This window comes from Rhodococcus sp. no. 34 (assembly GCF_054589475.1).
On sequence record NZ_BAAILK010000046.1, the window covers coordinates 273768 to 287082 of the forward strand.

Here is a 13315-nt window from a genome sequence, read left to right on the forward strand (position 1 = left end):
ATCCGGACAACGCACGTTGTTTGTGCTTGTCTGTCCGGCTGGATCGAGCCGCTACGCTGCCTGGTGTGCCGCAGACCCCCGAGAAGACCACGACCGCGCGATCGGCGCGCGCGATCCTGCTGGAAAAACCCAAGGCACTCGCGCTTTCCACGATCGGCGTTCGGCCTTTCGGTTCCGCTCCCCGGCAGAGTATGGCCGCGGTGCTGCACGGCGACGAAGACGAGCGCCCTGGCCTGAACGCGAAGGAAACCGCACAACTGCGCGGGATTCGCCGATTCGGCGCAACCGGCGCGGTCTTGATGGCAGTCGGAGCGCTCGGCGCCGGCGCACAACCCGTCCTGCAGAATCCGACCGCAGGACTTCGAGTCCTCAGCCTTCCCGGACGTATGCCGACGGTCTCACTCACCATGACGATGACCGGAACCGTGCTCGTCGTTCTGGCCTGGCTGATGATGGGCCGATTTGCAGTCGGGGACATACGCAGCCGTTCCGGCGCACCGCGGCGCATGACCCGTTCCCAGTTGGACCGCACACTCCTGCTGTGGATCCTGCCGCTCTCGGTCGCACCGCCGATGTTCAGCCGCGACGTCTACTCGTATCTGGCTCAAAGCGAAATCGCGGCCCGTGGACTCGATCCGTACGCCATCGGCCCCAAGGCGGCACTGGGCGTCGACCACGTTCTCACCCGCACGGTTCCGACGATCTGGCGCGACACCCCGGCTCCGTACGGACCGTTCTTCCTGTGGCTGGGACGCGGGATCAGCTCACTGACCGGCGACAACATCGTGGCCGGAATCTTCTTGCACCGCTTGCTCGCATTGGCCGGCGTCGCGCTCATCGTGTGGGCGATACCGCGACTGGCCAAGCGATGCGGTGTCTCTGCCGTCAGTTCGCTCTGGCTCGGTGCCGCGAACCCGCTGTTGCTCTTCCACTTGGTGGCCGGCATCCACAACGAAGCGCTCATGCTCGGGTTGATGCTCGCCGGAATCGAGATCGCTCTCCGCGCAGTCGAAGGGTCCGGGCCCATCCGTGGGCGAGCGCTGTTCTATCTCGTTGCGGGATCAGGTTTGATCGCCTTGTCGTCGACCGTCAAAATTCCGTCCTTGCTTGCCTTGGGATTTGTCGGCATGGCCTTGGCTCGGCGTTGGGGTGGAACCTGGAAGGCCCTGGCGGGAGCCGCGATTCTCCTGGGCATCGTTGCCGCTGTCGTCACGTTTGTCATCAGCGTGGCCAGTGGGCTCGGTATGGGTTGGATCAACACCCTCGACACCGCCACGGCAGTCCGGAGTTGGATGTCCATCCCGACGCTCCTGGGCGTCGGCACGGGATTGGCAGGCGTACTGCTCGGACTCGGCGATCACACGACGGCGATCCTCACGATCACGCGGCCCATCGCTACTCTCGTCGCCATGCTCGTCACCGCACGGATGATGATCTCGGTCTACATGGGCCGCATCCATCCGGTCGGCGGACTCGGCATCGCGCTCGGCGCGATCGTTCTCCTGTTCCCCGTCGTTCAGCCGTGGTACCTGCTGTGGGCGATCCTTCCGTTGGCGGCGTGGGCCACCGCGCCGATTTTCCGCATCCCTGCCGTCGTCTTCACCTCGATCGTCAGCGTCATGTTGATGTCCAACGGCGCCGAATACCTTCCGTTCATGATCGTGCAGGCCGTCATCGCGACCATCCTCACCGCCGGAACGCTCATCGTCTTCACCCGCAATTCACTCCCCTGGCGTAGCGACAAGCCAGTAGCGGAGATCACGAAAGGCGGACCGGTAGACGAAGACAACTCGGCGGGGGCTTACGCTGATTCCCCGTGACCTCGAGAGCCTCCAGATCGTCGACGCCGGCGGTACAGATCCAGGGTGTCGTCAAGTCCTTCGACGGTGTTCGAGCCGTCGACGGTATCGATCTCACTGTCGAGACGGCCCAGGTCGTTGCCCTGCTCGGCCCCAACGGAGCCGGTAAGACAACCACCGTCGAGATGTGCGAAGGGTTTGTCACCCCCGATGCCGGCACGGTTCGAGTGCTCGGTCTCGACCCCATCGCCGACTCCGGTGAAGTCCGCTCGCGAATCGGCGTCATGCTGCAGGGCGGCGGCGCATACCCCGGGTCCAAGGCCGGAGAAATGCTCGACCTCGTGGCCGCATACTCGGCCGACCCGCTCGATCCCGCCTGGCTCCTTTCCAAACTCGGCCTCACCGATGCGCGCAAGACCCCGTACCGCCGCCTCTCCGGAGGCCAGCAGCAACGACTGTCACTGGCGTGCGCGCTGGTCGGCCGTCCCGAATTGGTATTTCTGGACGAACCCACCGCCGGCCTCGACGCTCAGGCACGTCTACTCGTGTGGGAACTCATCGACGCTCTGCGACGCGACGGCGTGAGCGTCCTGCTCACCACACACCTCATGGACGAGGCCGAAGCGCTCGCCGACGAACTGGTCATCATCGACCACGGCAAGATCGTCGCGTCGGGAACGCCGGCGGAGGTCACCAGCAAGGGCGCCGAAGGACAACTCCGTCTGACGACGGTTCCCGGTTTGAGCCTCGATTCGCTGGCCGGTTCACTCGCCGGGTTCCGCATCGAGGAATCCAACCCCGGCACCTACGTCGTCGAAGGTGCAATCGATCCGGCAACCGTGGCGACTGTCGCAACGTGGTGTGCCGATCAGGACGTGCTGATCAACGACATTCGCGTCGATCAACGGAGTCTGGAAGACGTCTTCCTCGAATTGACGGGCCGGGAACTGAGGGGATGACGGAGATCAAGGTCATGAACGAAACAGCGTCGAACGGCCAGAGCAGTCCCATCAGCGTTGCCAGAGACCGACGGCTCGCCGAGAACCGCTTCGAGCCAGGCACCTTCTCGCCGGATCCCCGCCCCAATTCGGCGGCCAAGATGCTGGCGGCGCAGACCAAACTGGAGCTGACTCTTCTGCTCCGCAACGGTGAGCAATTGCTGCTCACCATGTTCATCCCGATCACCCTGCTCATCGGACTGTGTCTACTTCCGATCGGCGATTTGGGCGATTCTCGGGTCGATACCGTGCTCCCTGGTGTCATGATGGTTGCCGTGATGTCGACGGCGTTCACCGGACAGGCCATCGCCGTCGGATTCGACCGCCGATACGGCGCGCTCAAGCGACTCGGTGCAACGCCGCTACCGCGGTGGGGAATCATCGCAGGCAAGAGCGCTGCCGTCATCATCGTCGTGGCTCTGCAGTCACTCTTGCTCGGCGCTATCGGTTTGGCGTTGGGATGGCGTCCGTCGTTCGTCGAACTTGTACTCGGTGCAGTGGTCATTGCCATCGGTACTGTCACATTTGCAGCGCTTGGCCTACTGCTCGGCGGTACTTTGCGAGCAGAGATCGTTCTCGCGCTCGCCAACATCCTGTGGTTCATCATGGTGGGCATCGGCAGTGTGGTCTTCGCCAGCGGCGAACTTCCGACCGCTGTTCACACGCTGGTCCGCATTGTTCCGTCCGGCGCTCTCGCACACGCACTCGAAGCGGCCCTCGACACCTCGATGGACTGGTTTTCGATTCTCGTACTACTCATCTGGGCCGCAGTGGCCGGAGTCTGCGCAGCAAGGTGGTTCAAGTTCACGTGAGTACACGACGGACAGCTCAGATCGTCGGCTGTGTGGCCGCAACAGTCATGTTGTGTGCCGGACCCGCAACGGCGACCCCTTCGGTGTCCGGTCCACTCGCACCTGCAAATCCGTACCTCGGTCCCGTCGGTACTTCCACCATGCACGGTGACGCGGGCTCGTCCGACGTCACTCCGCTGCCTGGTCCAGGAACCGGCCCCCACGAGGTGACTGCTTTCCCGATGATGGCCGCCTGCCCGACGGTCCTCCAGGGTTCCGACGGCATGGTCGTCTCGCTCTGCACGACGATGATCGGCCAGATCCCGACCATCCATTTGATCGATCCGAAGGCCGACGCCACGCCGTTGGGTAGATCCGTAGCACAACTGCCGCTCGCGAAGGGCAGTCTGCTCGGCGGCGTCTACGCCTACCTCGACAACGAGAACCGTCTCGTCGCCGTCGACGGAAACCGTCAACTGGTCCGCATTTCCCATGCGCAGAATCCGGACGGCAGTTGGCGGCTGGAACTCGCGGATGTCATCGACCTCAGTGGTGCGGTTGCCGCCGACGACAACGTCACCGGCCTCGCTCCGGACTGGGACGGCAATGTCTGGTTCGCCACCGGGCACGGCACCGTCGGGTATGTCGGCACTGATCGAATCGCGCACAGCATTGCGCTCCCCGAAGGTGAACAGGTGCAGAACAGCATCTCCACCTCCCCGACGGGCACTGCCGTCGCAACGACCCACGCGCTCTACCAACTGAAGCGAAATGGCGACGAGGTCGTCATCGACTGGCGTCAGCCGTACGACCGCGGGCCGGCCCGTAATCCGGGTCAGCTCAGCTGGGGAACCGGATCGACGCCGACATACTTCGGCCCGTCGACGGGCAGCGATTTCTTGACCATCGTCGACAACGCCCACCCGACAGTGAGCTTGCATGTCTATCGCGCTGACACGGGCGCCGAGGTGTGCACGCAGCCGGTGTTGTCCGCTGCCAGCCAGGACGGCTCACCGAGCGGCAGCGAGAACTCCCCCGTCGGCATCGGTCATTCCGTCTACGTCGCCGGCACTTACGGATACCCGTACCCCACGACTCCTGAAGGTGCCGGTCCAGCGGTCCCCGCCACGGCACCCTTCAACGGCGGAATGACCCGCGTCGACATCGATCCGGTCGGCTGCCATGTCGTGTGGGACAACACGATTCGCAGCTCCGCGGTACCTCACCTCTCGACGGCTGACGGCTCGATTTACACGGTGACACGGGACGGTGCTCCGAACACCTCTCCGCTGGACGGTTACTCCTTCGCGGTGATCGACTCGAAGGACGGGTCACAGATCGGTTCGACTCCACTGCCGTCGACGATCCTCAACGACACCCTTCAGATGTCTGCACTCATCACCGAGTCGGGCGAGTACTTCCAGGGAACGATCTCGGGAATCGTGCGAGTTCGCGCGAACTGACGCGGGCTGGCCCCAGGGCTGCGCAGTTCTGGTCTCGACGAGTCGGGGCAGGCGCGGAGCGAGCTGGCCCCAACGACGCGACGCAGGCGCGGAGCGAGCTGCCCCCAACGACGCGAGGCAGGCGCGGAGCGAGCTGCCCCCAACGACGCGGGGCAGGCGCGGAGCGAGCTGGCCCCAACGACACTGTGTAGTTGATGGGGAACTACGATCGTTGGCGTGGTGAATCGTGTGTATGCCGGATTTTTACGCTTGGTGGATCGACTACCTCTCCCCTCGCTGAAAACGCAGAAGATCATCGCGTTCATCGTGATCCTGACGCAGGGCGGCATCGCTGTCACCGGCGCGGTGGTGCGCGTGACGGACTCGGGACTCGGTTGCCCGACGTGGCCGCAGTGCTTCCCCGGTAGCTTCGTCCCGGTCGGCCACGGACAGGTCGCGGTGATTCACCAAGCCGTCGAGTTCGGCAACCGCCTGTTGACCTTCCTGGTCGTCATCGTCGCCGCTGCGATCGTGCTTGCGGTGACTCGCGCTCGCCGACGCAAAGAGGTGCTTGTCTACGCCTGGATGATGCCGCTCGGCACTGTCGTTCAGGCAGTGATCGGCGGTATCACCGTCCTCACAGGCTTGCTGTGGTGGACGGTCGCCATTCACCTGGTTGCGTCGATGCTGATGGTCTGGGTTGCCACGGTGATGTACGCGAAGATCGCGGAACCCGACGAAGCAACAACTCTGGTCGTGATGCCGAAGCCGCTGCGCTGGCTTACCGCGCTGTCAGGTGTCGCGCTCGCCGGCGTTTTGGTCGCTGGAACTCTCGTAACGGGCGCAGGCCCGCACGCCGGCGACAAGGGACTGGACCGGACGGTGCCTCGCCTGGAGATCGAGATCGTGACGCTCGTCCATCTGCACTCACAGCTTCTGGTCGGATATCTCGCGCTGGTCGTGGGTCTGACCTTCGGCCTGTATGCGGTCGGGACATCCGCAGCCGTGAAGATCCGTCTGAAGGTCCTGCTGGGACTGATCCTCGCGCAGTCGCTCATCGGTGTCGTGCAGTACTTCACCGATGTGCCGGAAGTTCTGGTGATCATGCACGTCGCCGGTGCGGGACTGTGCACGGCTGCGACCGCAGCAGTTTGGGCTGCGGGTAAGACCCGCCAGTACACGCCGACCAGTTCGCCGATTCCAGCTGTCTGACGCTTCAAGACACGTGTGGGGCGTAGGAACACCAAAAGGTGTTCCTACGCCCCACACGTCATTTCAGGATTCGTTGCGAGCTTTCGGGAACCGAGTCTGGTTGGCGACCCAACCGGCCATCTTCTTGAAATGGCCTTCCTGCGGGGTGACGATGCTCGTCAGTTCGCGCTCCCACTCGGCGACGGTGACGTTGTCGAAGGACGCGACGACCGCGTTTGCCGTGGCGAGGTCCTCGACGACCTGATCACCGAGGATGCCGTCGGCACCTACGAGGGTGATGCGAACGCCGGCCAGGCCGACCGGCTGGATGACGGCGCTGGCGGAGCCGCCGTGCTCGGCGACGAACTTGGTGATGGCGTTCACCGTGGACTTCGGCAGTTCCGGCGCGGACGGGGTGGCGTCCGACTTCTCGGTATCGGTGCTCATGACTCGACAATACTGGTCGGTAGCCCGGAAGCGACACCAGGCATGGACTGAGCGTCGGCCGCCTCGGGTGTAGAACAGAAACCATGCGAGCCATCTACGTGACCGAAACCGGCGGACCAGAGGTTCTGACTCTGACCGAACAACCCGAACCGACACCAGGCCCAGGCGATCTACTCGTCAAGACCGAAGCGATCGGCATCAATTTCATCGACACGTACTTCCGAATGGGCCAGTACAAGCGTCCGCTCCCCTACATTCCCGGCGACGAGGGCAGCGGTGTCGTCGAAGCTGTCGGCTCCGACGTCTCCGAATTCTCCGTGGGCGACCGGGTCGCGTGGGCCGCTGCCACTGGCAGCTATGCCGAGAAGGTGGCTGTTCCCGCCGCAGTCGCAGTGAAAGTGCCTGACGGTGTCCCGGCATCGGCCGCAGCGTCGGCGCTCCTGCAGGGGATGACGGCGCACTACCTCGCGAAGTCGACGTATCCGATCCAGAGCGGCGACACCGTGCTCGTGCACGCAGGCGCGGGCGGCGTCGGGTTGATCCTGACGCAGATGGCCGTCAGCCTCGGGGCGAAGGTCATCACGACTGTGTCATCGGATGCAAAGGAAGAACTCTCGCGTGGCGCGGGCGCCGCGGAGGTCCTGCGGTACGACGAGGACATCGCAGCGCGAGTCCGGGAGTTGACCGGCGGCGAAGGAGTAGCGGCGGCATACGACGGCGTCGGTGCGACAACTTTTGATTCGAGCTTGGCTTCCGTGCGCATCCGCGGCACGGTCGCTTTGTTCGGTGCGGCCAGTGGACCGGTTCCGCCTGTCGACCCGCAGCGGCTCAATTCGTCGGGTTCGCTGTTCCTGACGCGTCCGACGCTCGCGCATCACATTCGCACTCGAGAGGAACTGACCTGGCGTGCCGGCGATGTCTTCGACGCCATTGCAGCCGGGAAACTCGATATTCGCGTCGGCGCCGAGTATCCCCTCGCCGACGCGGCAACAGCGCATCGGGATCTGGAAGGTAGAGCAACGACCGGGTCGATCGTTCTGATTCCCTAGCGAAGTGCTGTGCGCCTTTATTAACCGCCCGCGGTTAATAAAGGCGCACAGCAGAATCAGCTGAGCATGTCGCTGATCGTCTGCAGTCCGAGAACCGAGTCGACAGCGAGGCCGACGAACACGATCGCAAGATAGTTGTTGGACTGCAGGAACAAGCGTAGCGGTTTGACCTGAGCACCACCGCGAACGCTGCGGTACAGCTGATGTGCCATGAGCAGGAACCACGCACCGGCGACGATGGTGATTGCGGCGTAGATGACGCCCGACGCGGGGACGAGGACAAGCGTCGTGACGACCATTGCCCAGCTGTAGAACAGAATCTGCTTCGTGACGTGCTCCTCGGTGGCGATCACCGGAAGCATGGGAACGCCTGCCGCCTTGTAATCCTCTTTGTATCGCATCGCGAGCGCCCAGGTGTGCGGCGGCGTCCAGAAGAATATGATCAGGAACAGCACGACGGGCTGCCAGCTCAGCGAACCGGTGACAGCGGCCCAGCCCACGAGGACGGGCATACATCCGGCTGCGCCACCCCAGATGACGTTCTGCCAGGTACGACGCTTGAGAACCATCGTGTAGATGAGGACGTAGAACGCGATCGTGATCACGACGAGGATGCCGGCCAGGAGGTTGGCTCGCCACCACAGCCACAGGAACGACGCGAGTCCGAGAAGGAGCCCGAAGACGAGCGCGTTGCGCGTCGGCACCGCCTCGCGGGCCAGCGGACGCTTCGCCGTGCGCTTCATGACCTTGTCGATGTCGGCGTCGACGACGCAGTTGAGCGAGTTCGCACTCGCCGCGCCCATCCAGCCACCGAAGAGGGTGCTGAGGATCAGAACGATATCGACTGTTCCGCGATCGGCCAGCAGCATTGCCGGAATGGTTGCCACCAACAGCAATTCGATCACTCGCGGCTTCGTGAGCGCGATATAAGCCAGAACCTTGCCCGTTGCGCGACCCCACACCGTATCGGTATTGGTCGCCCGCGGGGCGGCACCTGGGCTGCCGAAGCCATGTCCGCTCGGCTGTTGCCCTGTCCGCACGTTCTCTCCTTGCACCACGCGTTACCGCACTAACTCTTCACGACACACTGCTGACACTGTTCTCTACTACGAACGATGGTAGACCGCAGCCATTGAGGAACCGAATCGACCCGGACAGCCAGGACCATTAGGCTGGGTTACGCAGTGGAGGGACACCCCACCCTCGCAATCCACGTACACCATGTCAGGAGACATCTGCCAGTGTCGATCACAGACGAGATCCACGTCCTCACGCAACCCGTCCACCCCTCGGACTGGACCGACCTGGACACCAAGGCTGTCGATACCGCCCGCGTGCTCGCCGCCGACGCGGTTCAGAAGGTCGGCAACGGCCATCCCGGAACTGCAATGAGCTTGGCGCCGTTGGCATACACCCTCTTCCAGCGCGTCATGCGCCACGATCCTTCGGATGCAGAATGGGTCGGCCGTGACCGCTTCGTTCTCTCCTGTGGCCATTCATCCTTGACGCTGTACACCCAGCTCTACCTGTCGGGCTACGGTCTCGAGCTCGCTGACCTCGAAGCTCTCCGCACGTGGGGCGCACTGACCCCTGGCCACCCCGAGGTCGGCCACACCGTCGGCGTCGAGATGACCACCGGTCCGCTGGGCCAGGGCCTTGCGTCCGCAGTCGGTATGGCGATGGCCGCGCGTCGTGAGCGTGGGCTGTTCGATCCGGAGACCCCGGTCGGCTCCTCCCCCTTCGACCATCACATCTACGTGATCGCGTCCGACGGTGACATCGAAGAAGGCGTCACGTCCGAGGCCTCGTCCCTCGCCGGTGTCCAGGAACTGGGCAACCTCATCGTCTTCTACGACGACAACAAGATCTCCATCGAGCACGACACCACCATCGCTCTCGGCGAAGACGTCGGAAAGCGATACGAGGCGTACGGCTGGCACGTTCAGCACGTCGAAGGTGGCGAGAACGTCTCCGGCATCCTCGACGCGGTTGCCGCGGCCAAGGCCGTCGTCGATCGTCCGTCCATCATCTTGCTCCGCACCATCATCGGTTTTCCGGCTCCGAAGAAGATGAACACCGGCGACGTCCACGGCTCCGCTCTCGGTGCCGACGAAGTTGCAGCGGTCAAGGAAGCCCTCGGCTTCGATCCGGCCAAGTCCTTCGACGTCGACGCCGACGCTCTGGCTCACGCCCGTGAGGTCGTCTCCCGCGGCGCCGACGCACGCAAGGCATGGCAGGTCGAGTTCGACGCGTGGGCTGCACGTGAGACCGAGCGAAAGGAACTCTTCGACCGCCTGTTCGCCGGTGAGTTCCCCGCCGGCTGGGCCGACGCTCTCCCGACCTACGAGGCCGACGCCAAGGGCGTTGCGACTCGCAAGGCCTCCGGTTCGGCGCTCAACGCGCTCGGACCGATCCTGCCCGAGCTGTGGGGCGGCTCCGCCGACCTCGCCGGCAGCAACAACACCACCATCAAGGGCGCAGATTCGTTCGGCCCGTTCTCCATCTCCACAAACGACTGGAATGCGCAGCCTTACGGCCGCACGCTCCACTTCGGCATCCGCGAGCACGCGATGGGCTCGATCCTCAACGGCATCGCGCTTCACGGACCCACCCGCCCGTACGGCGGAACCTTCATGGTCTTCTCCGACTACATGCGTCCGGCGGTTCGCCTGGCCGCACTGATGAAGACTGCCGTCACCTACGTCTGGACCCACGACTCCATCGGTCTCGGCGAAGACGGCCCGACCCACCAGCCGGTCGAGCACCTCGCTGCTCTTCGTGCGATCCCGAACCTCGCCGTCGTCCGCCCGGGTGACGCCAACGAGACCTCGTTCGCATGGCAGGCAGCACTCGAGAACAAGACGGGCCCGACGGCTCTGGCACTCACTCGCCAGGACATCCCGGTTCTTGAAGGCACCAAGGAGAAGGCTGCCGAGGGTGTCAAGCGCGGCGCTTACGTCCTCGTCGACGCAGCCAACGGTTCGCCCGAGGTCATCTTGCTGGCGACCGGTTCCGAACTGCATCTGGCCACCGAGGCTCGCGAAACCCTCGAAGCTCAGGGCGTCGCAACCCGCGTCGTTTCCGTGCCGTGCCTCGATTGGTTCCTCGAGCAGGATCAGGTGTACCGCGACGAGGTCATTCCGCCCGCCGTGCGCGCGCGTGTGTCCGTCGAAGCCGGCATCGCGATGCCGTGGTGGCGCATCCTCGGCGACGCCGGTCAGGCCGTCTCGCTCGAGCACTACGGCGCTTCCGCCGATTACAAGACCTTGTTCCGGGAGTTCGGCATCACTGCCGACGCGACTGTCGAAGCCGCGCAGCGCTCCCTCGCAGCTGTGAAGGGATGATCTCGATGACACAGAACGTGAATACCGAAAAGCTCTCCGCTGCAGGCGTTTCCATCTGGCTCGATGACCTCTCGCGGGATCGCATCCAGTCCGGCAACCTGCAGAACCTCATCGACACGAAGTCGATCGTGGGTGTCACGACCAACCCGTCGATCTTCCAGGCGGCACTGTCCAAGGGATCGGCGTACGACGCTCAGGTCCGTGAGCTCGCTCAGCGCGGCGCCGATGTCGACGCCACCATCACCGCGGTGACCACCGACGACGTGCGTGCTGCGTGCGACATCCTGGCTCCGCAGTTCGAGGCGTCGAACGGCGTCGACGGCCGCGTGTCCATCGAAGTCGATCCTCGCCTGGCTCACGACACCGACGCCACCGTCGCGCAGGCGATCGAGCTGCACAAGATCGTCGATCGTCCGAACGTCCTGATCAAGATCCCCGCGACGCTGGCAGGCATTCCCGCCATCGCCAAGGTGATCGGTGAGGGCATCAGCGTCAACGTCACCTTGATCTTCTCGGTCGAGCGCTACGAAGCTGTCATGGGCGCATACCTGGAAGGTCTGGACACCGCCAAGGCTGCCGGCCGCGACATCTCGTCCATCGAGTCGGTCGCCTCGTTCTTCGTCTCCCGCGTGGATTCCGAGATCGACAACCGCCTCACGGCAATCGGCACGCCGGAAGCCCTCGAGCTTCGTGGCAAGGCTGCACTCGCAAACGCGCGTCTGGCGTACAACGCGTACCAGCAGATCTTCGAGGTGCAGCCGCGCTTCCAGGCTCTTCTGGCCGACGGCGCCAAGGCTCAGCGTCCGCTGTGGGCGTCGACCGGCGTGAAGAACCCGGATTACCCTGACACTCTCTACGTCACCGAGTTGGTTGCGCCGAACACGGTCAACACCATGCCGGAGAAGACGCTCGACGCTCTCGCCGACCATGGCGAGATCACCGGCGACACGATCTCGGGCACCGCTCAGGAGTCACAGGCGGTCTTCGATCAGCTCGCTGCAGTCGGCATCGATCTTGCGGACGTTTTCAAGGTCCTCGAGACAGAGGGCGTCGACAAGTTCGAGGTGTCCTGGAACGAGTTGCTCGACGCAACTGCCGAGCAGCTCCGCGCAGCAACCCAGAAGAGCTGAGCCTGTGAGCGATTCCGCGGCGGCATCAGATTGGGTGAATCCCCTTCGGGACAGCACCGACAAACGGCTTCCGCACATTGCGGGGCCCTGCGCCCTGGTGATTTTCGGTGTTACCGGCGACCTTGCCAGGCGCAAGCTCATGCCCGCCATCTACGACCTCGCCAACCGTGGACTGTTGCCGCCCGGATTCGCTCTGGTCGGGTTCGCCCGGCGTGACTGGACGGACGAGGACTTCGCGAACGTCGTCCTCGAAGCAGTCAAGGACGGTGCTCGCACCAAGTTCCGTCAGGACGTCTGGGAGAGGCTCGCTGAAGGTATCCGGTTCGTGGAGGGCAGTTTCGACGAGGCCGAGGCCTTCCAGAACCTGTCCGACACGTTGGCAACGCTCGACAACGAACGTGGTATCGGCGGCAATCACGGTTTCTACCTTGCGATTCCGCCCAACGCGTTTCCTCAGGTGCTCGAGCAACTGTCGGCGTCGGGCCTCGCGCAGGCCGAGGACGGTCAGTGGCGACGAGTCGTCATCGAGAAGCCGTTCGGCCACGACCTCGAGAGCGCTCGCGAACTGAACGCCGTCGTCAACAAGGTGTTCCCCGAGGACACGGTCTTCCGTATCGACCACTACCTCGGTAAGGAAACCGTCCAGAACATTCTGGCTCTGCGCTTCGCGAACCAGTTGTTCGATCCGATCTGGAACGCGCACTACGTCGACCACGTTCAGATCACGATGGCCGAGGACATCGGCCTCGGTGGACGCGCGGGGTACTACGACGGCATCGGCGCGGCCCGTGACGTGATCCAGAACCACCTGCTGCAGTTGCTCGCGTTCACGGCGATGGAAGAACCCATCAGCTTCGAGCCGCTCAATCTGCAGGCGGAGAAGATCAAGGTCCTCTCGGCTACTCGCCTTGCCGAGCCCCTCGACGAGACCACCGCCCGCGGCCAGTACGCGGGCGGCTGGCAGGGTGGGCTGCCGGTGGTCGGGCTCCTCGAAGAAGACGGCTTCGCAGCGGACTCCATCACGGAGACCTTTGCCGCCATCACCCTCGAGGTCGACACCCGCCGCTGGGCGGGTGTGCCGTTCTACCTGCGCACGGGCAAACGACTCGGACGCCGTGTCACCG

At 64.1% G+C, this 13315-nt stretch carries 11 protein-coding genes; 9 read left to right on the forward strand and 2 right to left on the reverse strand.

All coding sequences use genetic code 11. From position 1 onward, the window contains the following. Positions 1-65: 65 nt before the first annotated feature. From mptB to ACYP01_RS22355, 5 genes are all read left to right on the forward strand, one after another. Positions 66-1820, forward strand: a complete 1755-nt coding sequence (mptB, locus tag ACYP01_RS22335) for a polyprenol phosphomannose-dependent alpha 1,6 mannosyltransferase MptB (protein ID WP_003944776.1) — start codon at positions 66-68, stop codon at positions 1818-1820. Beyond that, positions 1817-2758, forward strand: a complete 942-nt coding sequence (locus ACYP01_RS22340) for an ABC transporter ATP-binding protein (RefSeq protein ID WP_007727917.1) — start codon at positions 1817-1819, stop codon at positions 2756-2758. Before mptB ends, ACYP01_RS22340 begins: the two co-directional genes overlap by 4 nt. 14 nt (positions 2759-2772) lie before the next feature. Further along, positions 2773-3609 (forward strand): ABC transporter permease, encoded by an 837-nt coding sequence (locus ACYP01_RS22345; protein ID WP_371684328.1) that lies wholly within the window; start codon positions 2773-2775, stop codon positions 3607-3609. A gap of 47 nt (positions 3610-3656) precedes the next feature. Continuing rightward, positions 3657-5051 carry a hypothetical protein gene (locus ACYP01_RS22350; protein ID WP_459683046.1) on the forward strand — a complete coding sequence of 465 codons (1395 nt, stop codon included), beginning with the start codon at positions 3657-3659 and terminating at the stop codon, positions 5049-5051. 216 nt (positions 5052-5267) lie between these two features. Beyond that, the gene (locus ACYP01_RS22355; RefSeq protein WP_459682496.1) at positions 5268-6242 is read left to right on the forward strand and encodes a COX15/CtaA family protein; all 975 of its coding nucleotides are present in this window, start codon (positions 5268-5270) and stop codon (positions 6240-6242) included. Between the two features lie 63 nt (positions 6243-6305). Here ACYP01_RS22355 and ACYP01_RS22360 read toward each other — a convergent pair whose 3' ends face one another. After that, positions 6306-6668, reverse strand: coding sequence for a hypothetical protein (locus tag ACYP01_RS22360; RefSeq protein WP_003945032.1), 363 nt, complete (start codon positions 6666-6668; stop codon positions 6306-6308). Positions 6669-6751: 83 nt separating this feature from the next. Between ACYP01_RS22360 and ACYP01_RS22365 the strand changes: the two genes are divergently transcribed. After that, positions 6752-7717 carry a quinone oxidoreductase family protein gene (locus tag ACYP01_RS22365; protein WP_459682499.1) on the forward strand — a complete coding sequence of 322 codons (966 nt, stop codon included), beginning with the start codon at positions 6752-6754 and terminating at the stop codon, positions 7715-7717. Positions 7718-7773: 56 nt separating this feature from the next. Here the strand turns inward: ACYP01_RS22365 and ACYP01_RS22370 are convergent, their stop codons facing one another. Beyond that, positions 7774-8757, reverse strand: coding sequence for a heme o synthase (locus ACYP01_RS22370; RefSeq protein ID WP_003944994.1), 984 nt, complete (start codon positions 8755-8757; stop codon positions 7774-7776). Between the two features lie 201 nt (positions 8758-8958). Here ACYP01_RS22370 and tkt point away from each other — a divergent pair, with 201 nt between their 5' ends. The 3 genes from tkt to zwf form a co-directional block, all read left to right on the forward strand. Then, a complete protein-coding gene (gene tkt, locus ACYP01_RS22375) occupies positions 8959-11061 on the forward strand; it encodes a transketolase (protein WP_064688249.1) in 2103 nt (700 codons plus the stop codon). A 5-nt stretch (positions 11062-11066) separates the two neighbouring features. Then, the gene (gene tal, locus ACYP01_RS22380) at positions 11067-12191 is read left to right on the forward strand and encodes a transaldolase (RefSeq protein WP_039972890.1); all 1125 of its coding nucleotides are present in this window, start codon (positions 11067-11069) and stop codon (positions 12189-12191) included. A gap of 4 nt (positions 12192-12195) precedes the next feature. Beyond that, on the forward strand, positions 12196-13315 hold a 1120-nt coding region (gene zwf / locus ACYP01_RS22385), incomplete at its 3' end, for a glucose-6-phosphate dehydrogenase (RefSeq protein ID WP_459682502.1).

Bases quoted from the DNA above. Each gene is read 5' to 3' on its own strand.
- ACYP01_RS22345 (WP_371684328.1), top strand. From the start codon at position 2,773: ATGAACGAAACAGCGTCGAACGGCCAGAGCAGTCCCATCAGCGTTGCC.
- ACYP01_RS22350 (WP_459683046.1), top strand. From the start codon at position 3,657: ATGTTGTGTGCCGGACCCGCAACGGCGACCCCTTCGGTGTCCGGTCCA.
- ACYP01_RS22360 (WP_003945032.1), bottom strand. From the start codon at position 6,668: ATGAGCACCGATACCGAGAAGTCGGACGCCACCCCGTCCGCGCCGGAA.
- ACYP01_RS22365 (WP_459682499.1), top strand. From the start codon at position 6,752: ATGCGAGCCATCTACGTGACCGAAACCGGCGGACCAGAGGTTCTGACT.
- tal (WP_039972890.1), top strand. From the start codon at position 11,067: ATGACACAGAACGTGAATACCGAAAAGCTCTCCGCTGCAGGCGTTTCC.